This is a genomic window from Amycolatopsis aidingensis, from assembly GCF_018885265.1.
Lineage (GTDB): Bacteria > Actinomycetota > Actinomycetes > Mycobacteriales > Pseudonocardiaceae > Amycolatopsis > Amycolatopsis aidingensis.
Window position 1 is genome coordinate 3,007,745 of record NZ_CP076538.1, and the last position, 23,379, is coordinate 3,031,123.

24 protein-coding genes are annotated in these 23,379 nt (G+C 70.2%); 19 read left to right on the forward strand and 5 right to left on the reverse strand.

Translation table 11 applies throughout. The features are described 5' to 3' along the window. The first annotated feature begins 30 nt into the window (after window positions 1-30). Window positions 31-1,329, forward strand: a complete 1,299-nt coding sequence (locus KOI47_RS14210) for an APC family permease (RefSeq protein WP_216216430.1) — start codon at window positions 31-33, stop codon at window positions 1,327-1,329. Here the strand turns inward: KOI47_RS14210 and KOI47_RS14215 are convergent. Genes KOI47_RS14215 through KOI47_RS14225 form a run of 3 tightly spaced genes read right to left on the reverse strand, consistent with a single transcriptional unit; the run spans window position 1,312 to window position 2,421 of the window. Next, window positions 1,312-1,623, reverse strand: coding sequence for a hypothetical protein (locus tag KOI47_RS14215; RefSeq protein ID WP_216216431.1), 312 nt, complete (start codon window positions 1,621-1,623; stop codon window positions 1,312-1,314). The genes KOI47_RS14210 and KOI47_RS14215 overlap by 18 nt on opposite strands. A gap of 34 nt (window positions 1,624-1,657) precedes the next feature. Then, complete coding sequence (locus KOI47_RS14220; RefSeq protein WP_232376733.1) at window positions 1,658-1,951, reverse strand: DUF3817 domain-containing protein; 294 nt, start codon at window positions 1,949-1,951, stop codon at window positions 1,658-1,660. Then, window positions 1,948-2,421, reverse strand: coding sequence for a DUF2269 family protein (locus tag KOI47_RS14225; RefSeq protein ID WP_216216432.1), 474 nt, complete (start codon window positions 2,419-2,421; stop codon window positions 1,948-1,950). The genes KOI47_RS14220 and KOI47_RS14225 overlap by 4 nt, the downstream gene beginning before the upstream one ends. 187 nt (window positions 2,422-2,608) lie before the next feature. Here KOI47_RS14225 and KOI47_RS14230 point away from each other — a divergent pair, with 187 nt between their 5' ends. Beyond that, on the forward strand, window positions 2,609-3,619 hold the full coding sequence (locus tag KOI47_RS14230; RefSeq protein ID WP_216216433.1) for a GlxA family transcriptional regulator: 1,011 nt from the start codon (window positions 2,609-2,611) through the stop codon (window positions 3,617-3,619). Here the strand turns inward: KOI47_RS14230 and KOI47_RS14235 are convergent. After that, the gene (locus tag KOI47_RS14235) at window positions 3,574-4,602 is read right to left on the reverse strand and encodes an alpha/beta hydrolase (RefSeq protein ID WP_216216434.1); all 1,029 of its coding nucleotides are present in this window, start codon (window positions 4,600-4,602) and stop codon (window positions 3,574-3,576) included. The two genes, KOI47_RS14230 and KOI47_RS14235, sit on opposite strands and share 46 nt — an antisense overlap. 37 nt (window positions 4,603-4,639) lie before the next feature. Here KOI47_RS14235 and KOI47_RS14240 point away from each other — a divergent pair, with 37 nt between their 5' ends. From KOI47_RS14240 to KOI47_RS14260, 5 genes are all read left to right on the forward strand, one after another. Further along, a complete protein-coding gene (locus KOI47_RS14240; protein WP_216216435.1) occupies window positions 4,640-5,125 on the forward strand; it encodes a GNAT family N-acetyltransferase in 486 nt (161 codons plus the stop codon). 173 nt (window positions 5,126-5,298) lie between these two features. Then, a complete protein-coding gene (locus KOI47_RS14245) occupies window positions 5,299-5,742 on the forward strand; it encodes a hypothetical protein (RefSeq protein WP_216216436.1) in 444 nt (147 codons plus the stop codon). Between the two features lie 37 nt (window positions 5,743-5,779). After that, on the forward strand, window positions 5,780-8,134 hold the full coding sequence (locus KOI47_RS14250) for a M48 family metalloprotease (protein ID WP_216216437.1): 2,355 nt from the start codon (window positions 5,780-5,782) through the stop codon (window positions 8,132-8,134). 13 nt (window positions 8,135-8,147) lie between these two features. Next, entirely contained in the window at window positions 8,148-8,591 is a 444-nt protein-coding gene (locus tag KOI47_RS14255; RefSeq protein ID WP_216216438.1) for a hypothetical protein, read from the forward strand. Between the two features lie 82 nt (window positions 8,592-8,673). After that, complete coding sequence (locus KOI47_RS14260) at window positions 8,674-9,357, forward strand: HAD family hydrolase (RefSeq protein WP_216216439.1); 684 nt, start codon at window positions 8,674-8,676, stop codon at window positions 9,355-9,357. On the opposite strand, the gene KOI47_RS14265 is transcribed toward KOI47_RS14260, so the two are convergent. After that, window positions 9,354-11,597: a WD40/YVTN/BNR-like repeat-containing protein gene (locus tag KOI47_RS14265; protein ID WP_232376734.1), complete on the reverse strand. Its 2,244-nt coding sequence runs from the start codon at window positions 11,595-11,597 to the stop codon at window positions 9,354-9,356. The genes KOI47_RS14260 and KOI47_RS14265 overlap by 4 nt on opposite strands. 187 nt (window positions 11,598-11,784) lie before the next feature. Here KOI47_RS14265 and KOI47_RS14270 point away from each other — a divergent pair, with 187 nt between their 5' ends. From KOI47_RS14270 to KOI47_RS14325, 12 genes are all read left to right on the forward strand, one after another. Further along, complete coding sequence (locus KOI47_RS14270) at window positions 11,785-11,970, forward strand: hypothetical protein (RefSeq protein ID WP_216216440.1); 186 nt, start codon at window positions 11,785-11,787, stop codon at window positions 11,968-11,970. A gap of 41 nt (window positions 11,971-12,011) precedes the next feature. Further along, window positions 12,012-12,557 (forward strand): DUF6879 family protein, encoded by a 546-nt coding sequence (locus KOI47_RS14275; protein ID WP_232376735.1) that lies wholly within the window; start codon window positions 12,012-12,014, stop codon window positions 12,555-12,557. Beyond that, complete coding sequence (locus tag KOI47_RS14280; RefSeq protein WP_216216441.1) at window positions 12,554-13,102, forward strand: DUF6879 family protein; 549 nt, start codon at window positions 12,554-12,556, stop codon at window positions 13,100-13,102. Before KOI47_RS14275 ends, KOI47_RS14280 begins: the two co-directional genes overlap by 4 nt. Further along, window positions 13,059-13,943, forward strand: a complete 885-nt coding sequence (locus KOI47_RS14285; protein ID WP_216216442.1) for a helix-turn-helix domain-containing protein — start codon at window positions 13,059-13,061, stop codon at window positions 13,941-13,943. The genes KOI47_RS14280 and KOI47_RS14285 overlap by 44 nt, the downstream gene beginning before the upstream one ends. 201 nt (window positions 13,944-14,144) lie before the next feature. After that, window positions 14,145-14,471: a hypothetical protein gene (locus KOI47_RS35560; protein WP_232376736.1), complete on the forward strand. Its 327-nt coding sequence runs from the start codon at window positions 14,145-14,147 to the stop codon at window positions 14,469-14,471. 49 nt (window positions 14,472-14,520) lie between these two features. Beyond that, entirely contained in the window at window positions 14,521-16,500 is a 1,980-nt protein-coding gene (uvrC, locus tag KOI47_RS14295; protein WP_216216443.1) for an excinuclease ABC subunit UvrC, read from the forward strand. A 38-nt stretch (window positions 16,501-16,538) separates the two neighbouring features. Beyond that, on the forward strand, window positions 16,539-17,396 hold the full coding sequence (gene rapZ / locus KOI47_RS14300; RefSeq protein ID WP_216217310.1) for an RNase adapter RapZ: 858 nt from the start codon (window positions 16,539-16,541) through the stop codon (window positions 17,394-17,396). A 21-nt stretch (window positions 17,397-17,417) separates the two neighbouring features. Continuing rightward, complete coding sequence (locus KOI47_RS14305; protein ID WP_216216444.1) at window positions 17,418-18,368, forward strand: gluconeogenesis factor YvcK family protein; 951 nt, start codon at window positions 17,418-17,420, stop codon at window positions 18,366-18,368. Window positions 18,369-18,382: 14 nt separating this feature from the next. Further along, window positions 18,383-19,372 carry a DNA-binding protein WhiA gene (gene whiA, locus KOI47_RS14310; RefSeq protein WP_216216445.1) on the forward strand — a complete coding sequence of 330 codons (990 nt, stop codon included), beginning with the start codon at window positions 18,383-18,385 and terminating at the stop codon, window positions 19,370-19,372. A 35-nt stretch (window positions 19,373-19,407) separates the two neighbouring features. After that, window positions 19,408-20,526 (forward strand): acyltransferase family protein, encoded by a 1,119-nt coding sequence (locus KOI47_RS14315; RefSeq protein ID WP_216216446.1) that lies wholly within the window; start codon window positions 19,408-19,410, stop codon window positions 20,524-20,526. Window positions 20,527-20,724: 198 nt separating this feature from the next. Continuing rightward, window positions 20,725-21,738 (forward strand): S1 family peptidase, encoded by a 1,014-nt coding sequence (locus KOI47_RS14320; RefSeq protein ID WP_232376737.1) that lies wholly within the window; start codon window positions 20,725-20,727, stop codon window positions 21,736-21,738. Between the two features lie 75 nt (window positions 21,739-21,813). Next, window positions 21,814-23,349, forward strand: coding sequence for a hypothetical protein (locus KOI47_RS14325; protein WP_216216448.1), 1,536 nt, complete (start codon window positions 21,814-21,816; stop codon window positions 23,347-23,349). Window positions 23,350-23,379: the final 30 nt, after the last annotated feature.

A 23,379-nucleotide genomic window follows, 5' to 3' on the forward strand; every position in this document is an offset into this window, starting at 1 on the left:
TAAACTGTCGACCCCTGCCACGGTCGACACGTGAGCGATCAGGTGAGTATCGCGCCGCCCGCGCGGCTGAGCAGGCACCTCGGTCTCGGACCCGCGGTCGCGCTGGCGATCACCACGGTGGTCGGCGGTGGGGTGCTGGCGCTGCCAGGGGCCGCGCTCCGTGCGGCCGGGAACAGTGCCTTCCTCGGCTGGGTGCTGGCGGCGTTGATCACCGTTCCGTTGCTCGCCGTCTTCGCCAGCCTCGGCGCGAGGTACCCGTCCGCAGGCGGGATCGCCGGCTTCGTCCGTGCCACCTTCGGGCGGGTCAGTGCCGCGGGGGTGGAGGTCGTGCTGATCGGCACCTTCGGCCTCGGCATGCCCGCGATCGCCCTCAGCGGCGGCGCCTACCTGGCCGCGGTGTTCGGCTGGGCCGCGAACTCCGCGTGGATCGGCGCGATTGTCCTGCTGCTGCTCGGGGCCGGGGTGCTGCTCGGCGGTGGCGCGCTGTCCTCGAGGGTGCAGACGGTGCTGGCCATGGTGCTGACCCTCGCCCTGGCCATCGTCGGGGTGATCGGCCTTTCCAGTCCGGCGGCCGAGTTCACCCCGCCGCAGCTGAGCGCCGAGGGCTGGAGTGCGGGCTTCGCCGTGGTGGGCATCGTCTTCTTCGGATTCACCGGGTGGGAGATCGTCGCGTTCACCATCGGTGAGTACCGCGACCCGCGGCGGGACTTCCCCCGGGTCGTCGGGCTCAGCTTCGTCGTCGTGGTCGGGGTGTACCTGCTGCTCGCGGCCGGGGTGCAGGCGGTGCTGGACCCGGCTTCGCCGCGTACCGGGACCGCGCCGATCGCCGAGCTGTTCCGGATCGCGCTTTCCCCAGGCGCCGCCTCCCTGGTCGCCGTGCTCGGGGTCCTCGTGCTGGCGGCGAACCTCGTCGGCGCGATGTGGGGTGCCTCGCGGCTGGTCTTCTCCAGTGCCGGGGAGGGCCTGTTGCCGAGGCGGCTGTCGGTGCTGTCCGGGGGCGCCACCCCGCGCCGGGCGGTTGTCGCGACCACCGGTTTGTTCCTGCTGGTCGTCGGCATATCCGCGGCCGGCCTGCTCTCGCCGACGACGATGTTCCACGTGGCCGGGCAGAACTTCTTCCTGCTCTACGTGTTGTCCGCGGTGGTGTTCGCCAGGGTGGCCAGGACCAGGACCGCGCGGATTTCCGGCATGCTGATCGCGGCCGGGCTCGGTGCGGTGGCGGTGATCGGTTTCGACCCGGTGGCCACCGCCTACGCCGTGGCGCTGTTCGCACTCGGTTGCGGGGCCGCGCTGCACCGGAAGCGGCGCGGATCAGACCGGTTCACATAACTGACCGGACACATGTGGCTCGTCGCCGAGATCCGATATCCGCACGGTGCGGCAGTAGTACGCGTTTCCACGTGGAACATCCAGGATGGTCGAGCCTCGGACGCCGGCTTCCCCGGTGCACGAAAAACCGTTGAGCGGTTTGTCGATCAGGAACGAATGGTAGAAGACCTGGTTGCATTCGAAGTTGTAGTCCAGGTCCGCGGCCGCCGGGACATCGGCGGCCAGCGTGAGACCTGCCGCGACCGGGATCGTGATCAGCGCCGCCCTGGCGCGGTACCGCCATGCCCGCCTCATTCCCTGGAGAATGCCGCAAAATGGCGATGTTCCGCTATCCGCCGTTCGGTTTCGGGAACATTTGACCGCGCCCATTCCGGAGAACGAGCAGGCCGCCGATCGCCGGAATCAGCGCGGTCAGACGCATCCGTGTGGTGGCCCGGCTCAGCCGCGCGGTGAGCACGATGACGAACAGGTACGCGCATCCGTGTGCCGGCCCGATCAGCGAGGACACCGCGGACCAGTGCACGGTGGCGAGATTGACCAGCAGCACGGCGAGGGACAGCAGTTCCACCCCGGCCGCGATGCGCAGCAGCCGCCAGGACGACATCGGGGAATCCACCGTCATACCCCCGTGGTCGATCCGGGCCGGACGATCATCAGCACGGTGACCACGACCCACAGCAGGTTGAACATTCCGGTGTGCATCGCCAGCCGCGCCGGTGTCGCCCGGTCCAGCTCCTTGGCCCGCCCTGGCGAGCCGAGGCCGGCGAGAATGCGTTCCTGTCGCGGCAGGACCAGCAGCACGAGCACGGCGGCCGCGGCCACGGTCAGCCCGATCGACACGATCAGCCAGGCATCGCCCAGCACCCCCAGGCTGGTCGCGGTGGCCAGCCCGAACACCGGGACCACGATCCCGATCGCGGCGTAGACCCGGCAGATGCGGTGCAGCGTGCGCAGCACGGCGAGGTCGCGTTCGACCTGGACCGCCGCCAGCACCCGGCGCGTCGTCGCCGGAAACATGCTGGCCGCCACCGTGACCGGGCCGATCGCGATGATCGCGGCCAACACATGGATCGACAGCAGGATTTTCGTCACGGGTGTGCCCCCACCGGTTCCTCCTGGTTTCTCGGTGCGGCCGACGCTAGCCAGTCGCACCTGGACCGGGAACGGGCTGGATTGCCACTTTCCGGCACATTCCAGCCAACTGGCCAAACCGTGCGAGACGTTTGGTGTGGCTGGCCAGCGGCTTGGCAGGAACCAGGTGGTGACCTAGGTTGTCGCCATGCACACGGTGGCGGTCCTCGCGCTGGACACGGTGATCCCGTTCGACCTGGCCACGCCGATCGAGGTGTTCACCCGCACCCGGCTGCCGGACGGCCGTGCCGCCTACCGGGTCCGGATCTGCGCGCCCGCGCCGACAGTGGACGCCGGGGCGTTCACCCTGCGCGCGCCGTACGGCCTGCCGGCGCTGGCCGAGGCGGACACCATCATCCTGCCCGGCTGCACCGGCACCGCCGCGGTCCCCTGGGAGGTGCTGGACGCCCTGCGCCGGGCCGCCGCGGCCGGTACCCGGATCGCCTCGATCTGCTCCGGCGCGTTCGTTCTCGCCGCCACCGGGCTGCTCGACGGGCACCGCGCGACCACCCACTGGCTTGCCGCTGCGGACCTTGCCGCCCGCCATCCCGCGATCGAGGTGGACCCGGATGTGCTCTACGTGGACAACGGGCAACTGCTCACCTCGGCAGGAGCCGCCGCCGGGTTGGACCTGTGCCTGCACCTGATCCGCAGGGACTACGGCTCCGCGGTCGCGGCCGACGCCGCGCGGTTGTCGGTGATGCCGCTGGAACGGGAGGGCGGGCAGGCCCAGTTCATCGTGCACGACCAGCCGCCCACACCCCGTGGCTCCGTGCTGGAACCCCTGCTGCGCTGGATGGAGGACCACGCCGCAACGGAACTCACCCTGGAGGACATCGCGGCTCAGGCTGGCATGAGCACCCGCAGCCTCAACCGCCGCTTCCGTGAGCAGACCGGAACCACGCCGCTGCAATGGCTGCTGCGCGCCCGTATCCGGCAGGCACAGCACCTGCTCGAGGCCACCGATCATCCCATCGACCGGATCGCGGGCCAGGTCGGGTTCGGCTCGCCGACGGCTTTCCGGGAGCGCTTCAAACGCATCGTCGGCACCAGCCCGAACAGCTACCGCGCCGCCTTCCACGGCTCCGGTGCCGGAAACGGGTTGCGGCCGGTTCAGCGGGCCAGCCGCTCGGCCAGCCAGGCCAGGGAGAGCGGGTAGCGGTAGTCGATCCCGGCGTGGCCCGCGTCGAACAGCTCGAAGTACACCCGGTCCGCCGGCATCCCGATGGTGGTCAGCCCGGCCCGGAACGCCTCCGCCCCGAGGTCGAGGTAGTGCTCGTCCCAGGTGCCCGAGTCGATCCACACCGCCCGCAGCGAGCGCAGCGCCTCGGCGTACCGGGGCACCATCCGCACCGGGTCCCAGTCCAGCCACCGCTGCCACGGCTCCGGCCGGGGTGCCCCGGACACCGGATCGAACGGCAGCTCGGGCGTGCCGTCCTGGCGTGCCGAGAAGCAGGCCGACACGCCGAGCAGGTTCAGCAGGGTGACGTCGTGCTGCCTGGTGAAAGCCGGGCGGGAACGGAAATCCGCCCACCAGCGCATGATGTCGTGGTCGTACTCCCGCAGGGCGCGGGCCGCCTTCCCGAAGTCGGGGATGTAGCTCAGCTCGTACAGGGTGTCCCCGGCGTGCGTGGCCAGCGCGCCGAACAGGTCCGGCCGCAGCATCGGCGTGATCATCGCGCCGAACCCGCCGGAGGACTTGCCCGCGATCGCACGGGACTCCCGGTCGGGGATGGTGCGGTAGCGCTCGTCCACCCAGGGAACGATCTCCTCGCACAGGTACGAGTGGTACCGGCCGGTTCCCGGCGAGTCCACGAACTGCGAGCCGCCGTAGGTGGTCCAGGCGTCCACGTACACCACGATGCAGCCGGGCACGCGGCCATCGGCGAACACGGCGTCGGCGGTCTCCAGGAACGGCTGGCGAAACGGGGTGCGGTTGGCCCACATCGACACGTGCCCGGTGTAGCCCTGGATCACGTACACCGTGGGGTACCTGGCTTCGGGGCTGTCCGCGTAACCCGGCGGGACGTACACCCACAGCGGCCGTTCGTGCGGGTCACCGAGCGGGTTGTCCCGCAACAGTGTGGAGTCGATGGTGTTGCGGTCGAGTCTTCCGGCGAGTTCGGCATCCCAAGGCAGCATGCCGCCAAGTATGTCGGGCGGATGACACGATGAGGCAATGCACGCGATCGTCCGGCCGTTTCGGAAACGCGACCAGGATGCCGTGGTGGAGCTGTCGTTGCGGGCCTGGGCGCCTGTGTTCGCCTCCATCGAGGGGGTGCTCGGCGACTCCGGCGTCTATGCCCGGATGCATCCGGACTGGCGCTCCGACCAGGAACGGGCCGTGCGGGAGGCGTGCGACACCGCCGGAATGCACGTCTGGGTCGCCGAGCTGGACACGGTGGTCGCCGGGTTCGTGGCGGCCCGCCTCGACCAGCAGGAGAAGCTGGGCGAGGTCTACATGATCGCCGTCGACCCGGACCACCAGGGCGGCGGCATCGGGGGGCTGCTGACCTCGCAGGCGCTGCGATGGTTCACCGACAACGGGATGGCGCTGGCGATGGTGGAGACCGGCGGCGATCCCGGGCACGCACCGGCGCGCCGGACCTACGAGCGGGCCGGTTTCGTGCAGATGCCGATTTCCCGCTACTTCAAGAAGCTGTGACCCAGCGGTCAGTCGAAGTCTCCGATTCCGGCCCGGAGCTTCGCCTGCTGCCGCTACACTCCTGACGCTGGGTGCTCGCCCGGACGCGGCGAGCTGCGATCCATAGGCGTGGGGTGATTGTGCTGAGTTCTCCGCTGAGATCCGACGCGGATGGCGTACGCGTACGTGATGTGGTGCGGGATGTCGTCGGCGAGTTGGCGCCCGATGAGCTGCCGCTGCTGGATGCCGTGGCCCGCTTCGACGACGAGCATGCCGTCCGGATGCTGGTGCGGGGCCGCAACCGGCGCGAACCATTGGGTTTCGGCGTGGACGAGATCGCGGTGCTGCTGAGCCCGGTGGTCTGGGCCGCGCTGGACGAGGCCGTACGCCATATCGTCGGTTCCGCTGTGGACGGTGTGGCGGGCCGGGCCAAACGGGGCCTCCGCAGACTCCTCCGGCGCCCGTCCGCGCCCGCCGTTCTGCCCCGCATGACCGCGGAACAGATCGACCACGTGTGCAGCAGGGTGCGGGAGCTGGCCGCAGAACAGGGGCTCGACCCGGACGAGACGACCAGGCTGGCGAACGCCGTCGCGGCACGGCTGGTTGCCGGTGATGACGATGGCGGTAGCCGACAGTAAGCAGGCCGGTCCGGTGTCCGGCGCACCCACCCACCGCGTGGACGAGCGTATCATCGGCGCCGGCACCACCTCGCGGTTCCTGCTGCTGCTCGCCCTGGTGCTTGTGGTCAGCACCTCCACCTGGTCGGCGATCGTCGGTGGCTTCGCCGACTACGGCGATCGCCAGCTCATGTGCATCCTGGCGGCCGGAGTGGATCCGGACGCGAACATGTTCTCCGTCATCGCCCGCACCCAAACAGACGCCGCCTATCTTGCGTGTGACAACCAGTCCTCGCCGCCGGGATGGATCGTGCCGGGTGTCCTCGTCCTGCTGCTCGGCGCCGCGGTTGCGCTGTACTGGGCGATACCGGCGTGGAAGGCGCGCGGTCGCCGGGTCGTGCCGCTGGAAGCGGTGGATCCACGGGGTGACCTGCGGGAGCTGATGGCGGAACTGGTGGCCACCGCCGGCCTGGCCAGGACGCCGCGGTTCGTCGTCGATCCCACGGCCGCCACGTCCAGCGCGGTGGTCTTCGGGCGGCTGCGGCGGTACACGGTGTGCCTGCATGGCGGCCTGCTCGCACGCAGGTCCTCGGACCCGGCGGCCTTCCGTGCGGTGGTCCTGCACGAGCTCGCGCACATCCGAAGCGGGGACGTCAACCTCACCTTCGCGACCGTGGCGTTGTGGCGGGTCTGCCTGTTCGCGGTCCTGACGCCTTACCTCGCTTTCGAGGCGTGGGAGCTGTTTCAGTCGCGCCCCGTGGAGTTCCGGTTCGCCGTGGTGTTCCGGGCTCGGGACGTGCTCGCCACGGCATTTCTGGTGGTGCTGGTCTACCTGACTCGTGCCGACATCCTGCGCAGGCGGGAAATCTACGCGGATCTGACCGCCGCTCGCTGGGGCGCCGAACCGGCGGGCTGGCACGGGCGGAAGGACCAGCGGGGTCCGGTGCGCAGCGCGGTGGCCGCCTTCGCGGAGGTCTGGCGGTCGCACCCGACCTGGGACCTGCGGAGATACTCCCTCGGTGACCCGGCCGAGCTGTTCCGGGTGCACCCGCTTTCGTTGTTCCTCACCGGTTCCGCCGCCTCGATCATCGTGTCCGATCTCGGGGTTTCGTCCTTTCCGCCCGGCGACGCGATGGCATGGCTCAGCACCTCGTTCGCGTCACTGGTCGCCGGGCTGACCATCGCGGCGGTCGGAACGGCCCTGTGGCGGGCGGCCGCCTACGCCGTGCTCACCGGACGCGAGGCGCCACTGGGTCTGCGAGCGGGTTGCTGGCTCGGTGGTGGATTACTGGTCGGCGAGGTGCTGGCCGGCCGGCTCAGCGGCAACCAATGGCTGCCGACCCAACCGGCGGCCCTGCTGGTGCTGCCCGCCGTTGCGGTCGTGGTCACCTGCTGGACCAGCCAGTGCGCGCAGTTGTGGATCCGGGCCTGGCGCGGGCGGACGCTGCGCTCCGTCACCCTGCTGGGGATGGTGGCGACCTGGCTGGTGTTCGCCTTCTGGTTTCTCTGGTGGCAGCACCGCGGCTTCTGGTTCGCGGACCTGCCGTTGTCGATCCTCGGTCCCCAGGAGAAGTTGCAACAGCTGATCGAGGTAGGGGACGGGGGGACGCTGCCGTCCGCGGTCGCCGGGGCGTTCACGGTGCTGGTGTCGCTGGACCCGAGCGTGCTCGTCTGGGCGGCCGCGGCAGTGGCTGGTTCCGCTGCTGGCCTGGACGATCCGGGGAGCCGGTGTGCCCCGCTGGCTGCGCAGTGCGCTGCCGGGGCATTCCGAACCGGCGTTGCCCGCGGTGGGTCTGCCGCCCTTCCGGCCTGTCGTGCTCGCCTCGCTCGCGGGCGGGGCGGCCGCCTGGGCCGCGGTCGCGGGAGTACTGGCGTACCTGCACCTCCGCCAGCCACCCGTCGGGAACCCGAGCCTGGCACGGGTGCTCGTCGTCCAGTTGTCGCTCATCGCGGTCCTGGTCGGAGTGATGGCGGTGACCGCGTTCGTGGTGGGTATGGTGGCCGGGCGCCGGGGACTGCTGACCGCCGTGGTCGTAGCGGGAACGACCGGCCTGCTCGGCTTGGCAGGGTCGTTCCTCTTCGCCTCGCTGGACGGCTGCCTGCGTCCGATGAGCGTGCTGACGCCCGTATGCGCCTGGCGGCCGGGCGGCGGATGGTCCATGGTGAACCTCGCGTTCGCGTTCGTGCTGGGTGCCGGGCTGTTCGTGGCCGTGCTGGTGGCGATTCTCGGCGTGGCCGTGCGTCGCGGTACCGCTTCGGCGCGAAACAGGCGGAAGGTGGCGCCTGCGCCCCCGCGCACGCCGGTCCTGCGCCGCGCCTATGTCGCGGTGGTGTGCCTCGCGACGTTCGGAGGCGCTGTGGCCGTACAGGTACCGTTTCCGCTGTCCGCGTCGTCCTCGCCCGCGCCGCCTGAGTCGATCACGGCGATGTTCGCGGCCGCTGTTCCGGAGACGGCCGAGCCGGCAGGCCCGGAACTCCGGCGCGCCCAGGTGGAGGCCTGGGTCAGGGTCGGCGGAGCCGACCTCCTGGGCCGGATGGCGAACGCTGTCGGTGACCTTGCGCGCGCAGCACAGTCCGGTGAGATGCTGGAGCGCCGAGACGTCGCGATCAGGGAAGTCCAGCCGGCGTGCGTTGACCTCCGGGAAGTGGTCCGGGACGCCGAGAACTACTTCCCGGTGCCCCATCCGGGGGTCGACCCGGCTTGGTCGGAACTACTGGCAGGCTTCAAGACGGCGAGCGCCGATTGCGACCGTGCGGTGCGGGAAGGAAACCTGGAACTGTTCGTCTCGTCGATGAGCACGATACTCGAGACCGGACGGTCGATGCTGCGGGTTTCCGATCGGATTCAGGCGCTACGAACGGGTGGGTAAGGCGGCTCCCTGAACATGGACGGGTGAATAACGACCTATACGGCGCCGCTCCGGGTGCCGGCTGCAGTGGCATCCTGGTCCCATGAACGTGCCGGTACCGGAAAGCCGCCCGGAGGTCGTGCTCTTCGACGTGTTCGAGACCCTGCTCCAGCTGGACCCGCTGCGCGTCCGGTTCGTCGAGGTGGGCAGGCCGGGTCACGAGCTGGAGCTGTTCTTCGCCCGCACCCTGCGCGACGGGATGGCCTACAGCCTGGCAGGACCGGCCCCACCGTTTCGTGAGGTGGCCGCCGAGCAGCTGGCGATCACCTCGGGACACACGCTGAGCCGGGACCGGATCGACCATGTGCTGGCCGGGTTCGCGGAGCTGCCTGCCCAGCCGGACGCGGATCCGGCGCTGCGACTGCTCACCGAGGCCGGGATACCCTGCTACGCCTTCACCCACGGCTCGGCAGCCGTCGCCGAGTCCGCGCTGACCGGGGCGGGCCTGCGCGGGTCACTGGCCGGGGTGCTCTCCACCGAGACGATCCGTTCCTTCAAACCACCAGCCAGGGTCTACCACTGGGCCTGCGAGCAGGCGGGCAGCGCGCCGGAACGCACCGCGCTGGTGGCCGTGCACTCCTGGGATGTGCACGGAGCGGTACGGGCCGGCCTGCTGGCCGGGTTCGCCACCCGCTTCGAGGGCGGCGTACCCGGCACCATCCAGCGCCCGCAGGTGGTGGCCGAACGGCTGGACGAGGTCGTCGCGGGGTTGCTCGCGCTGGGTTAGTGCACCCGCAGCTCGTACAGCCCGCGGCCGAAGGTCGCCGCGACCAGCCTGCGGTGCCCGGGGTCGTACTCGATGTCGTCCACCGGTACCACCGGCAGACCACGCCCCTGCCGCAGCCAGAACCCCGGGAAGAAGCGGAACCCGACGAACACACCCTGATCGGTAGCCAGGTAGATCCGGCCGTGTTCGCCGAGCACGACATCGTTCACCGGCGCGTCCGGCAGGTTGCCGGAAAGGTCGCTCCACCGCTGCCCGCCGTCCCTGGTGCGCAGCACATGCGCCAGCGGGGAACCGGACCGGTACCCGGACAGGGTGACGTAGGCGGTCCCGGCGTCCCGCTCGTCCACCGCGATCCTGGTCACCCACGGCTGGTTCTCCAGCACCTTGGTCCAGGTCCGCCCGAGGTCGCGGGTCAGCCATACCCTGCCGTCGTCGGTGCCCACCCAGATCGTGTCCGGATCGGACGGTGCGGCGGCGACCGTGGTGATGGTGCCGTAGGGGTAGGCGTCCTGGCCGGGTCCGCCGGTCAGATCGGGGCTGATCGGTTCCCAGGTCACCCCGCCGTCGGCGGAGCGGTTCAGCCGGTTCCCGCCGTAGTACATGACCTCCGGATCGTTCGGGTCGAACTGCACCGGGGTGAACCAGTTCCGTCGGTCCGAGGTGGTCTCCGGGGTGAAGTAGGACATCGTGTCCCCGCCGTCGGTGGAACGGAAGCAGTTGCCGTACTGGTAGCAGGCGAACACGTTGTCCTTGTCCCGCGGGTTGATCAGGTTCTCCTCGCCGTCCCCGCCGAGGTACTCGTTGAACCGTGGCCCGCTCCAGGAGCGCAGCGACCCGTTGTCCTGGGTGCCGCCGGAGATCCGGCCGGGGTCCTGCGGGCTGATCGCCGCGCTGTAGAACTGGGTGTAGGGCTCGTGCTCGGCCTTGATCCAGCCGCCGTGCCCGTCCGCGTCCGAGCGGTAGACGCCGCCGTCGTTGCCGAGGTACACCCGGGACGGGTAGTCTGGGTCCCACACCATCGCGTGCTGGTCAACGTGGATGCTGGTGCTGTCCGCGGTCCAGGTCTGCCCACCGTCCTTGGAGGTCACCAGCGGCACCCCGGCGACGTGCACCTGCCGGGAGTCGTCCGGGTCCACCCAGAGCTTGCCGAACCACCAGCCGAAGCTGGACTGCGAGTTCTTCAGCACGTCGGGTTCCGGCAGCCGGGTCCAGGTTTCTCCGGCGTCGGCGGAGGTGTAGAAACCCGCGAACGGGCCGCTGGTCTGGTTCACGATCGCGTACAGCCTGCCGGGTTCGGAGGCCGAGGCCGCGATCCCGATCCGGCCGACGTCCGGACCCTGCTCGGGCAGCCCGCCGCCGAGCCGCTGCCAGGTCAGCCCGCCGTCGGTCGAGCGGAACACCCCGGAGCCGACCCCGCCGTAGGTGCGCTTCTCCGGCGTGCGCCGGTGGTCCCAGAGCACGGCGTACACCCGGTCCGGGTCGGCCGGGTCGATCAGCACCTCCGGCGCACCGGTGAACTCGTTCGCCACGTCCAGGGTGCGCTGCCAGGACCGGCCGCCGTCGGTGGTCAGGTACACGCCGCGCTGCCCGCCGCCGGAGTACAGCGATCCGTTCGCCGCGACCAGCAGCCGGTCGTCGTCCCGCGGGTCCACGGCGATGGCGCCGATCGTGCCGGAGTCCCGCAGCCCGACGTTGCGCCAGCTCTTGCCCCGGTTGTCCGAGCGGTAGATCCCGGTGCCCTCGTAGGTGAGGCTGCCGCCGCCGGGGTTCGGTTCGCCGGTGCCGACGTACAGGGTGCCCTCGCTGGTGGTGGCCACCGCGCCCATGGCCTGGGTCAGATCGTCCGGCCAGGCGGGTTCGAAGGTCCGGCCCGCGTCGGTCGAGCGCCACAGCCCGCCGCTGGCGGCCGCGGCGTACACGGTGTCCTTACGCTGCGGGTCCAGCGCCAGCGAGACGATCCGGCCGCCGATGTTGGTCGGCCCGGCCTGCTTCCACCGGCCGCCGATCGCGGGTACCCGGTCCGCCTGGTCCGCTGCCTGGGCGTAGGCGTGCCGCGGCACGGTCTGGCCGTGGATGGTCTTCTGCAGGAAGCGGTGCTCCGCGGGCGCGGAGGGTCCGCGCACCGGCCGGTGCTCCCCTGGCTGGCCGGGACCGGGTGGGTCGGCCAGCGCGGGGCTGGTGGGTGCGAGCAGTAGTGCGGACATGCCGAGCGCGAACGCGGTGGACAACCGGCGACGCATGTGAACCCCCACGGGATGAGCGGGTGTCTGCCGCCGCGGAGGTTATTGCCCGGATCGGGTGGCCGGTACCCGCCTTCGGCGGTACTTGCCGCGCCAGAGCTACGCCGTTCGCATGGCTCCCGTTGACGCGCCGTCCCCGGCCCGCCACGCGGAGAAAGTTCCGCAATGTTTCACATCGGAGGGCAACATGCGCGTTCAGTTCCTCGGCAAGGACCCAGAGTCGAAGTACAATGGTTCACCGACCCTGTTCGCTACCGATCGTGCCGACCGGCGCACCTATCTCGCGCAAGGGTGGGTGGTGACCGATCCCGAAGCGCTGGCCGAGATCGGCCCCATACCGGACGGCGAGGCGGTCGTGGAGATCCCGGAATAGGTGCTGTGCTTCTACCTGCGGCGCCAGCAGAAGGTGGACAAGTGAGTCCTGCCTACCTGTCTGCCGACGAGTTCCAACGGTTGTTCACGGATTTCGAACACACCGCATTCCGGCTGGAAGTGCGGGACCGCTATAACGTCGACGAGGAGGCCGAATCAGTCCGTCGGTTCCTCGCTGATAATCCGGATGGTCGTGTGTGGAAGAGGTCGTGGCTCGACAATATCCGTAAGGTGACCGCCGCTGGAAAGCTGTTTGAGCGTGTGCGGGTGGTGAGTCTTCCGCTCACCGACTACAGCAGGTACGGCCTCTGGTCGTGTCAGACCAACATCGCGGCAGGCGAGGACATCCGCTATCTCGCCCGGGATGCCGCTCAGGGAGTAGATCTACCCCAACACGACTACTGGCTGTTCGACTCGCGCAAACTTGTGCGCATGCATTTCGAGGACGAGGATGATCGGTTCCTCGGTGCCGAGGTTATTGCTGATCAGACGGCGATCGTCCAGCACAACTACTGGCGGGACGTGGCCTGGCACTACGTCATCCAGCGCGATGAATTCGCCAACAAACACAACGAGGATATTGGATGAGTCCCACCTATCTTTCCGTTGACGAGTTTCAGCGGCTATTTACCGAGTTTGAGCACACCGCCTTCCGGTTGGAGGTTCGGGATCGCTACAACGTGGACGACGAGATCGAGGAGGTGCGTCGATTTCATGCCGGTGAGCCCGACAATCCTACCTCGGGTAAGTATTGGATGGACAATATCCGTAAGGTGGCCGAGGCCGGGATGCTGTTTGAGCGTGTGCGGGTGGTGAGCCTTCCGCTGACCGACTACAGCCGGTTCGGGTTGTGGTCCTGCCAGGACAACATCGCGGCGGGGGAGGACATCCGGTACCTCACTCGGGATGCGGCGCAGGGGGTTGACTTGCCCAGTCATGATTATTGGTTGTTCGACTCGCGGAAGCTGGTGCGTATGCATTTCGACGAGGACGACCGGCCGCTCCAGCATGAGGTGATCACTGATCCGGAGACCATCGTCCAGCACAACTACTGGCGGGATGTGGCCTGGCACTACGCTGTCCAGCGGGATGACTTCGCCAAGGAACACGAACCAAGTCTCCAGCGTCCATGAGGAACGCCTCGCGCTGGGCCAGCGTCTCCGCGAGCTTCGCCAGCAGGCCGGGCTGACCGGTCGGCAGCTTGCGGAGGCGTTGTCCTGGCCTGCCTCCAAGGTCTCCAAGCTGGAGAACGCCAGACAGTCGCCGAGCGAGGACGACATCCGGGGTTGGACCCAAGCCACCGGGAATGAGGCCGCTACCGAATCAGTACTCGCGTTGCTGCGCACGCTGGAGACCCGGCACGGCGAATGGGATCGGCTGTTGCGCGGTGGCCTGCACTCGCTGCAGGACAAGATTGCCGAGAGCGAGCGGCATACGCGCCTCATTCGTGCCTTCGAGCCGCTGGTGGTTCCCGGCTTGTTGCAGACCGCCGAATACGCCAGAGCGCGCCTCGCCGAGGCGGCGCGCAGGCACAACCTGCCGGAGGATCCGGACGATGCGGTGCGAGCACGGATGCGGCGGCAGGAGATCCTGTACCGGCCGGGCCGCCGCTTCCACTTCGTGATGGACGAGGCGGCGCTGCGAGTCCGAAAATGTCCGCCGGAGGTCATGCTCGGCCAGTTGGACCGGTTGATCGCGTTGGCCGCTCTGCCCACCGTCCAACTCGGCATCGTCGGCTTCGACACCGCTTACACGGTCGGGCCACGGCACGGATTCTGGCTCTTTGATAACGACCGTGTATCTGTGGAGACCTACTCCGCCGAGCTGAACCTGACCCAGGAGCAGGAGATCAAGATCTACACGGAGGCGTTCGAGGCGCATGCGGCCGACGCCAGCTATGGCCGGGCGGCACGGGCGATCATCCAGAAGGTGATCGACGACCTCGCGCCGGAGGAACCGGAGGAGGAGCCGTGATTTCCGGGCCGCCGCGCGAACGGGTGGAACGGTAGAAACTTCGGAAACATTTCTCGCGTATCAGCAAGGGTCCGGTCTAGCTTCGGGTCATGCATAACTTCCGGCTGCCGGACATCACCAGCACCTGCGGGGACTGCAAGGGCCGCGGCTGCGCGGCCTGTGGCGGGACCGGCACGATCACCATCGTCGAGGACTGAGGCGATGCGGCCCACCGTCATCGCGCCCGATGTGGTGCCCGCGACGTTCACCTACCGCAACGGCCGGACCGAGCCGGTCTACCTGGTGCCCTACCCGAGGGAGGGGCCGGTGCGGCTGGCCGACGCCGAGGGCAGGGCGGTGCTGGCGTTCATGTACGCGCACTTCGTGTTCCAGTGGCTCGAGGGCACCCGCACCGTGCGGATCAGCCACGGCACGCTGGCCGGTCCGCGCATCCTGCTCTGGCGGGACGTGCCGATCGAGGGCCGCTGGTCACCGGAGGTGCTGGCCGGGTTCGGCCGCCGCTGGGCCGAGGACCAACTCGCCCGCTGACGCCCCGGGGCCGCGCAGTGCTGTCAGGGGTGAGCCATAGGCTGGGACCGTGGCTGACCCGTCGACCTACCGCCCATCGCCAGGGAGCATCCCGGACGCGCCCGGGGTGTACAAGTTCCGTGACGAGACCAAGCGGGTCATCTACGTCGGCAAGGCCAAAAGCCTGCGGAGCAGGCTGAACTCCTACTTCGCCGACCTCGCCGGGCTGCACCCGCGCACCAGGCAGATGGTCACCACCGCCGCGAGCGTGGAGTGGACGGTGGTGGGCACCGAGGTCGAGGCCCTCCAGCTGGAGTACAACTGGATCAAGGAGTTCGACCCCCGGTTCAACGTCCGCTACCGGGACGACAAGAGCTACCCCGTGCTCGCGGTCACCCTGCACGAGGAGTTCCCACGGCTGCACGTCTACCGCGGGCCGCGGAAGAAGGGCGTGCGCTACTTCGGCCCCTATGCGCACGCCTGGGCCATCCGGGAGACCCTGGACCTGCTGCTGCGCGTGTTCCCCGCGCGCACCTGTTCCAACGGGGTGTTCCGCAGGCACGGCCAGATCGGCAGGCCCTGTCTGCTCGGCTACATCGGCAAGTGCTCGGCGCCCTGCGTCGGCACCGTCTCGGCCGAGCAGCACCGGGGGATCGTCGAGGACTTCTGCGACTTTCTCGCCGGGCGCACCGACGTCATGGTGCGCAGGCTGGAACAGGAGATGGCGCAGGCATCCGAGGACCTGGAGTTCGAGAAGGCGGCCAGGCTGCGCGACGACCTCGGCGCGCTGCGCAGGGCGATGGAGAAACAGGCCGTGGTGCTCGGCGACGGCACCGACGCCGATGTGGTCGCCTTCGCGCACGACGAGCTGGAGGCCGCAGTCCAGGTCTTCCACGTGCGCGGCGGCCGGGTCCGCGGCCAGCGGGGCTGGGTGATCGACAAGGCCGAGGAGATGGACGTGCCCGCGCTGGTCGGGCAGTTCCTCGCCCAGTTCTACGGGGAGCAGGCCGAGCTCGCCGCCGAGGCCCCGGACACCACCTCCCCGGTGCCCCGGGAAGTACTCGTTCCCGAGCTGCCGCCGGACGCCGAGGCGGTGACCGAATGGCTCACCGGACTGCGCGGATCCCGGGTGCGGCTGCGGGTACCGCAACGCGGGGACAAGCGGACGCTCGCCGACACTGTGGCCCGCAACGCCTCCGACGCCTTCGCCCAGCACAAGCTGCGCCGGGCCGGTGACCTCACCGCCCGCTCGGCCGCGCTGTCGGAGCTACAGGAACACCTCGGGCTGGACAGCGCCCCGCTGCGGATCGAATGCGTGGACATCAGCCATATCGCGGGCAGCGACGTGGTCGCCTCGCTGGTGGTGTTCGAGGACGGGGTACCGCGCAAGTCCGAATACAAGCGGTTCGCCCTGCGGGAGGCCGCGCAGGAGGGCGACGTCGCCTCGATCGCCGAGGTGGTGCGCCGCCGGTTCTCCCGCTACCTCAAGGAAACCGCAGGCGGCGAAGGGGAGCAGCAGCCCCAGGAGGACGAGGCCCGGCCCGGCATCGACCCGGAGACCGGCAGGCCGCGGAAGTTCGCCTATCCACCCAACCTGCTGGTGGTGGACGGCGCGGGCCCGCAGGCCACCGCCGCCGCGGATGTGCTGGCCGAGCTCGGTATCACCGATGTCGCCGTGGTCGGCCTGGCCAAGCGGCTGGAGGAGGTGTGGCTGCCTGCCGACCCCGATCCGGTGATCCTGCCACGCACCTCGGACGCGCTGTACCTGCTGCAGCGGGTGCGCGATGAGGCGCACCGGTTCGCCGTGCGGTACCACAGGGAGAAGCGGTCCAAGCGGCTGCAGTCCTCGGCGCTGGACGGGGTTCCTGGGCTCGGCCAGGCGCGCAAGACGGCGCTGATCAAGCATTTCGGTTCGGTGAAGAAACTCAAGCAGGCCAGTGTGGACGAGATCGCGGCGGTGCCGGGCTTCGGCAAGCGCACCGCCGAGGTGGTGCATGCCGCGCTGACCGGCGAGAACACAACGGGCACAGAAGGGGAAGGCGGAACGTGACAACGGGTGAGGGGGCCGGACAGGGTAAGGCCTCGGGCATGGAGGTGGCCGTGGTCAGCGGCCTCTCCGGGGCCGGGCGCAGTACCGCGGCCAAATGCCTCGAGGATCTCGGCTGGTTCGTGGTGGACAACCTGCCGCCGGAGCTGATCTCCACCATGGTCGAGCTCGGCGCGCAGGCGCAGGGCGCGATCACCAAGGTCGCGGTGGTGATGGACGTGCGGTCGCGGGCGTTCACCGACGACCTCGCCTCGGTGATCAAGGACCTGGACGCCCGCGGCTACAAGCCGAGGGTGCTGTTCCTTGAGGCGACCGACGCCGTGCTGGTGCGCCGGTTCGAGCAGGTCCGCCGGGGCCACCCGATGCAGGGCGACGGCAGGCTCTCCGACGGGATCACCGCCGAGCGCGCGCTGCTGGCGCCGCTGCGCGAGGAGGCCGACCTGGTACTGGAGACCTCCGCGCTGTCGGTGCACCAGCTGCGGGCCAAGATCGAGGACGCCTTCGGCTCCGAGGCCAGCACGCAGACCCGGGTCACCGTGCTCTCCTTCGGGTACAAGTACGGCCTTCCGATGGACGCCGATCTGGTGATGGACGTACGTTTCCTGCCCAACCCGTTCTGGATCCCGGAACTGCGCGAGCACACCGGGCTGGACGGCGATGTGCGCAACTACGTGCTGACCCAGGAGGGGGCCGAGGAGTTCCTGGAGCGCTACCATGAGCTGCTCCGGTTGATCGGCGCCGGCTACAAGCGTGAGGGCAAGCGATACCTGACGCTCGCCGTCGGTTGCACCGGCGGAAAACACCGCAGCGTGGCGATCTCCGAGGAGCTGGCCCGTCGGATGTCCAATGAGGACGGTATGGCGGTCAAGGTGGTGCATCGGGACCTTGGTCGGGAGTGAGCGAGCACGACAACGACACCCTTGCGCGCGGTAGCCCTCGGCGGCGGCCACGGCCTGCACGCCACGCTGAGCGCGCTGCGGCGGATCACCTCCGATGTGACGGCGGTGGTCACGGTGGCCGACGACGGCGGTTCCTCCGGCAGGCTGCGCCGGGAGCTCGGCCTGCTGCCGCCCGGCGACCTGCGGCAGGCGCTGTCCGCGCTGGCCGCGGCGGAGGATGGTGGCGGGCTGTGGTCGGAGGTGTTCCAGCACCGTTTCGGCGGTGATGGCGCGCTGGCCGGGCATGCGGTGGGCAACCTGTTGCTCGCCGGGTTGTTCGAGGTGCTCGGCGATCCGGTGGCCGCGCTGGACGAGGCGGCGCGGCTGGTCGGTGTCTCCGGCAGGGTGCTGCCGATGAGTGTGGAGCCGCTGGAGATCGAGGCGGAGGTCACCGGGCTGGACAACGGCGGGGTGAGCCGGATCCGCGGCCAGGTCGCGGTGGCCAGCACCCCGGGGCAGGTCCGCCGGATCACCCTGCACAACCCCGAGCACCCTGACCACCCGCCCGCGGCGGCGCCGCAGGCCGTGCGGGCGGTACTGGACGCCGACGTGGTCTTTCTCGGTCCGGGTTCCTGGTTCACCAGTGTTCTTCCGCACCTGCTGCTGCCGGACCTGCACGACGCGCTGGTCCGCACGACGGCCACCAAGGTGGTCGTGCTCAATCTAATCCCCCAACCGGGTGAGACGGCTGGGTTCTCCCCGGAACGGCACTTGGACGTACTCTTCGAACACGCTCCCCGGCTCCGAGTCGACGCGGTGATCGCGGACAAGGACTCGGTGCCCACACCGGCTCGGCTGCGGCACGCGGCGGTCGGATTGGGCGGGCGCGCGCATCTGGCTGACATCGCCGACCAGGGGGTGGCTGGTCGGCACGATCCGGATGCGCTGGCGAGTTGTGTGCGAGAGGCTCTCGGCCTTGCCCGAGACCAGTGAGGAGGAGGGGATACATGGCGATGACCGCGGAGGTCAAGGACGAGCTGAGCAGGCTGGAGTTCACCAAGATCGGCCCGCGTCGCTCCGAGGTGGCCTCGATGCTGCGGTTCGCCGGTGGCCTGCACATCGTGGGCGGCAGGGTCGTGGTCGAGGCGGAACTGGACACCGGCTCGGTGGCCCGCAGGCTGCGCAAGGAGATCCACGAACTCTACGGCCACCATTCCGATGTGCATGTCATCTCGTCCAGCGGGGGGCTGCGCAAGGGGACCCGGTATGTGGTCCGGGTGGTCAAGGACGGCGAAGGACTGGCCAGGCAGACCGGCCTGATCGACCAGCGCGGCAGGCCGGTGCGTGGCCTGCCGGCCGCGGTGGTCTCCGGCGGGATCGCCGACGCCGAGGCGGCCTGGCGCGGCGCGTTCCTTGCGCATGGTTCGCTCACCGAGCCGGGCCGCTCCTCCTCGCTGGAGGTCACCTGCCCGGGGCCGGAGGCCGCGCTGGCGCTGGTGGGCGCCGCCCGCAGGCTCGGCATCCAGGCGAAATCCCGCGAGGTGCGCGGCGCCGACCGGGTGGTGGTCCGGGACGGGGACGCCATCGGCGCCCTGCTCACCCGGCTCGGGGCGCACGAGAGCGTGCTCACCTGGGAGGAACGCCGGATGCGGCGCGAGGTGCGGGCGACGGCCAACCGGCTGGCCAACTTCGACGACGCCAACCTGCGCCGGTCCGCGCGGGCGGCCGTGGCCGCGGCGGCCAGGGTGGAGCGCGCGATGGAGATCCTCAGCGACTCCGCGCCAGAGCACCTGCTCGCCGCGGGCAAGCTCCGGCTGTCCAACCGGCAGGCCTCGCTGGAGGAACTCGGCCAGCTGTCCGACCCGCCGATGACCAAGGACGCCGTCGCGGGCCGGATCCGCAGGCTGCTCGCCATGGCCGACAAGAAGGCCAAGGAGCAGGGCATCCCGGACACCGAGTCCGCCGTCACCGCCGAGATGCTCGAAGAGGAGGTCTGACCACTCGGTGCGCAGGCGGGGCGGGCCGAGCTGGGATGAGTGACGGTGGGAGACCGGCGCGGGAGCCGCTGGTCGATCTGGTGCGGGCCGTGGCGATCACCGGGGTGGTGCTGGGCCACTGGCTGGTCACCGCAGCGATCCCGGTAGGGGACGGCCTGCCGTCCGGGCTGCGCCTGGACAGCCCACTGCGCTACCTGCCCGAGCTCGCCCCGCTGAGCTGGCTGCTGCAGACCCTGGGGCTGTTCTTCTTCGCGGGCGGGTTCGGCGCCGCGGTCAGCAGGGCCAGGTCCCGCCGGCGCGGGGAGCGGCTGCCTGCCTGGTGGGCGGCCCGGGTGTCCCGGCTACTCCAGGCCATCCTGCTGGTGTTGCTCGCCTGGGCCGCGGTGCTGGGCGTGCTGTTGCCCTCCGGGCTCGGCGCCGGCGCCGCGGGCACCGTGGTCCACCTGGTCACCAGTCCGCTGTGGTTCCTCGCCGTCTACGTGGTGCTGCTGGCGTGCGCCGATATCGCGCTGGCGCTGCACCGGCGGCTGGGCCTGCTCGCCGCGGCTGTACCCGCCGGGCTGGCGCTGCTGGTGGAGCTGGCGACGGCCGCGGGCGCCCCGGCCGTACTCGGCCAGGCGACCGTGCTGCTGGTGTGGTGGACCCCGTGGCAACTCGGGGTGGCCGCGGCCGGGCGCGGCCTGCCCGGCCCGGCGGCCGCCACCGCGCTGCTCGCGCTCGGGGTGGCCGGCGGTGCGCTCGCGGTGCTGGTGTTCGGCTACCCGGTCTCCGCGGTCGGCGGCACCGGCGAGGCCCGGTCGAACCTGGCCCCACCCTCACCGTTCGCGCTGGCGCTCGCGCTGGCCCAGGTGGGGGCCGTGCTGCTGGCCGCCCCGCTGCTGCGCCGGTTCGCCAGGGCGGCGGGCGGCCTCGTCGGCTGGGTGAACACGCGGGCGTTGCCGATCTTCCTGCTGCACCAGAGCGCGCTCACCGCGGTGGTACTGCTCGGCGCCGTGTTCGGCACGCTGCCCGGGCTGCATGGGGTGCCCACCGGCGGGGCGTGGGTGCTCGCCAGATTGTGCTGGCTGCCGTGCTTCGCCGCCGTACTGTGGCTGCTGCTCAGCACCCTCGGCAGGGTGCTCCCAGGACGTCGCGGACCCGCAGGGCAGAAATAGCTTGATATCCGCGTTCACATTTCCGGTTCAGCTGTTTATTTCCCAGTACTTTCGTCGGCGAACGGTGCCATGCGTCTTGTATGCCGTAGACGTTTCTCGTTAATCTCCCGGTGGTTTGGCCGGTCACTCCGTCTTCGTCATCACTATTCGCGTCTGTCCCTCGCGACGCGAATTCCCCTGCGAGAAGGAGATCGCCAAGTGGCATTCAAGAATTCCGCCCTGCTCGCCGCGGCGAGCCTGCTGACGGCGGCCGCGCTGGTCCCGCTGAGCACCTCGGTCGCCGCCGCGGACACCCAGCCGGCCGCGGCCCCCGGGGTCGAGTCGCTGAGCTCGGCCCTGGGCGCGAGCTTCGGCGGCGCGTGGCTCGACGCGGGCGACGGTGACCTGGTCGTCGGCGTGACCGACCGGGACGAGTTCGACGAGGTGACCAGGACCGGCGCCGAACCGCGGCTCGTCCGGCACAGCGCAGCCGAACTGGACACGATGGTGGACAAACTGGACGCGGTGGAACGGACCGCGCCGAAGTCGATCACCCGATGGGGTGTGGACGTCCGGCACAACGCGGTCAACATGACCGTGCTGCCCGGATCCGCCGAGCAGGCCCGTGACCTGGCCGCCTCGGTCGGCATCACGGACGTGCGGATCCAGGAGTCCGCCGAGGTTCCCCGGCTCTACGCCGACATCCAGGGCGGCGAGGCCTACCACCCCGGCAACTCGCGGTGCTCGGTCGGCTTCTCCGTGCGCGGCGGGTTCGTCACCGCGGGACACTGCGAGACCGAGACCGGCGGCGGCTCGCTGACCAAGGACGGCAGGCCGCTCGGACAGTGGGGCGGCTCCCGCTTCCCCGGAGCCGACTACGCCTGGGTGCGGACCAACAGCAACTGGACCCCGGTCGGGTCGGTCACCGGCGTGGGCAGGGTTGCAGGCTCGCGGGAGGCTGCGACCGGTGCCGGCGTCACCAAGTCCGGTTCCACGACCGGCGTGACCAGGGGCACCATCGGGCAGAAGAACCAGACCGTGCGCTACCCGCAGGGCGCGGTCCGCGGGCTCACCGCCACCAATGCGCTCTGCAGGCCCGGTGACTCCGGCGGCGCGTTCATCTCCAACGGGCAGGCCCAGGGCGTGGTCTCCGGAGGGGACAGCCGGACCTGCTTCTTCCAGCCGGTGCGGCCCATCCTGTCCGCCTACAACCTGACCCTGGTCACCGGCTGACCCGGTGACCAGGCGCTCCCGCACCCCGGCCCCCGAGGTGCGGGAGCGCCGAATCACGGCTTAACGTTGCGCCTTGTGCGTGATGGTGAATCCGGCGAAGGGCCGATCAGCCCGGGGGGCGTGGACGAGGGGCTCGCCCGCAGGCTCAAGGCGCTGGCCTGCACCGCCCCGCTGCACGACCTGGACGCGCGCAAGGCCAAGCTGGACTGGGCCGACGCCACGGTTTACCAGATGGCCGAGATCGCGCTGCACACGATCGACCAGGTCACCATCGCGATGGACTTCGACACCGGAGCCGACCACCAGCAGGTGATCAACCGGCTGCAACCTTTCATCGCCGCGCAGGCCCCGCACCGGCACCCTGAGGAGCACCTGCGGGTGGCCCGCTGGGTGCTGGACAACCTGATCAACGTGGGTACCGCGGACCGTGGCTTCCGCCGGGTGTACGGCAGCGTCGGCGTGGACGGTGCCTACCAGCGCCGGGCCTTCGACTTCAAGCTGCTGGTCGAACTGGTCGCCCCGGACGGCGAGGTGTATCTGCGGGCCAGCGACGAGGCGATCAACGTGCTGGTCGGCGCGCTGGACACCGATGTCGAGTCCGCGCAGATCGCCGCCGAGATCAAGCTGGAGAACCTGATCAGCAGGGGCAGGCTGGCGGATGCCAAGCTGGCCGCCGAGCAGGCGCGCTACCGCACCGTGCAGTACGGCGAGACCCTGCGCGCGAAACTGGACGCGACCCGCCGCGACGTGCGCGCCGTGGACTGGGACCAGGAGATGCCCGAGCTACTGGACTCGGCGCTGTCCCATATCGAGTCCCGGTTCCGGGCGGAGAACGCCATCCTGCGCAACATCACCGCGGCCAGGGACGAGGCCGAGGACGCCGATCACAAGCGGCGGGCCGCCGAGCTGGTTGATATCGTCGCCGACTGCATCAGCAGGCACACCCGGCTGCAGTCCCGGTTGCAGGCCGCCGGGGCCACCTTCCGGGCCGAGCAGGACCGCCAGCAGTTCTCCGGCCCGCCGCGCAAGGCCACGGTGGACCTGTTCGGGCAGGTGCTGGTTCCCAGCTTGGAACTGCCGGTGGCCGAGGCGGTGCGCCCGGTGGAGTGCTTCTTCCACGGGGCCTCCGGGCTGGCCGTGCCGACCGTGCCCGCGCTGCCGGCACTGGTGTCCCTGCTGTTGCGGCCCGCCCCGGAGCGGGACAAGCTGATCGGCGAGGTGCCGGAGCCGGAGCTGCTGCCCGCGGAGTCGGTGGACTACTACAGCGACGAGCAGTGGCGCCAGGCCGACGAACTGCTGCACCTGCCCGAGGTGCCGCGACGGCTGTCCGGGTTGCTCGCCGAGGCCAGGGAGATCGACCCCGAACTGGCCACCCTGGTGGCGCTGCGGGCCCTGCATGCCTACAGCCCCGAGGTGGGTGCCGCGGTCCGGCAGGGGGAGGAGCGGGCGCTGCTGGCGGTGGACGACGGCGTGCCGCTGGCCGACGAACGGTTCGGCGGGGCGGACCTGCTGCTGGTCTCGGCCCGGATCGACCGGGCAGGGGACGGGCCCGGGGAGACCGGTGGGGCCGGGGAGACCGGCGAGACCGACGAGGAGGTGGCACCGGCGTGAAGAACGTCGACGTGGAGGCGGCCGCGCGGC

Coding starts and splice junctions, on each gene's coding strand:
- KOI47_RS14230 (WP_216216433.1), top strand. CDS start 2,609: ATGCACACGGTGGCGGTCCTCGCGCTGGACACGGTGATCCCGTTCGAC.
- KOI47_RS14235 (WP_216216434.1), bottom strand. CDS start 4,602: ATGCTGCCTTGGGATGCCGAACTCGCCGGAAGACTCGACCGCAACACC.
- KOI47_RS14315 (WP_216216446.1), top strand. CDS start 19,408: ATGAGTGACGGTGGGAGACCGGCGCGGGAGCCGCTGGTCGATCTGGTG.
- KOI47_RS14255 (WP_216216438.1), top strand. CDS start 8,148: ATGTTCGCGGCCGCTGTTCCGGAGACGGCCGAGCCGGCAGGCCCGGAA.
- KOI47_RS14265 (WP_232376734.1), bottom strand. CDS start 11,597: ATGCGTCGCCGGTTGTCCACCGCGTTCGCGCTCGGCATGTCCGCACTA.
- KOI47_RS14260 (WP_216216439.1), top strand. CDS start 8,674: ATGAACGTGCCGGTACCGGAAAGCCGCCCGGAGGTCGTGCTCTTCGAC.
- whiA (WP_216216445.1), top strand. CDS start 18,383: ATGGCGATGACCGCGGAGGTCAAGGACGAGCTGAGCAGGCTGGAGTTC.
- KOI47_RS14240 (WP_216216435.1), top strand. CDS start 4,640: ATGCACGCGATCGTCCGGCCGTTTCGGAAACGCGACCAGGATGCCGTG.
- KOI47_RS14280 (WP_216216441.1), top strand. CDS start 12,554: ATGAGTCCCACCTATCTTTCCGTTGACGAGTTTCAGCGGCTATTTACC.
- KOI47_RS35560 (WP_232376736.1), top strand. CDS start 14,145: ATGCGGCCCACCGTCATCGCGCCCGATGTGGTGCCCGCGACGTTCACC.
- KOI47_RS14270 (WP_216216440.1), top strand. CDS start 11,785: ATGCGCGTTCAGTTCCTCGGCAAGGACCCAGAGTCGAAGTACAATGGT.
- KOI47_RS14220 (WP_232376733.1), bottom strand. CDS start 1,951: ATGACGGTGGATTCCCCGATGTCGTCCTGGCGGCTGCTGCGCATCGCG.
- rapZ (WP_216217310.1), top strand. CDS start 16,539: ATGGAGGTGGCCGTGGTCAGCGGCCTCTCCGGGGCCGGGCGCAGTACC.
- KOI47_RS14215 (WP_216216431.1), bottom strand. CDS start 1,623: ATGAGGCGGGCATGGCGGTACCGCGCCAGGGCGGCGCTGATCACGATC.
- KOI47_RS14285 (WP_216216442.1), top strand. CDS start 13,059: ATGACTTCGCCAAGGAACACGAACCAAGTCTCCAGCGTCCATGAGGAA.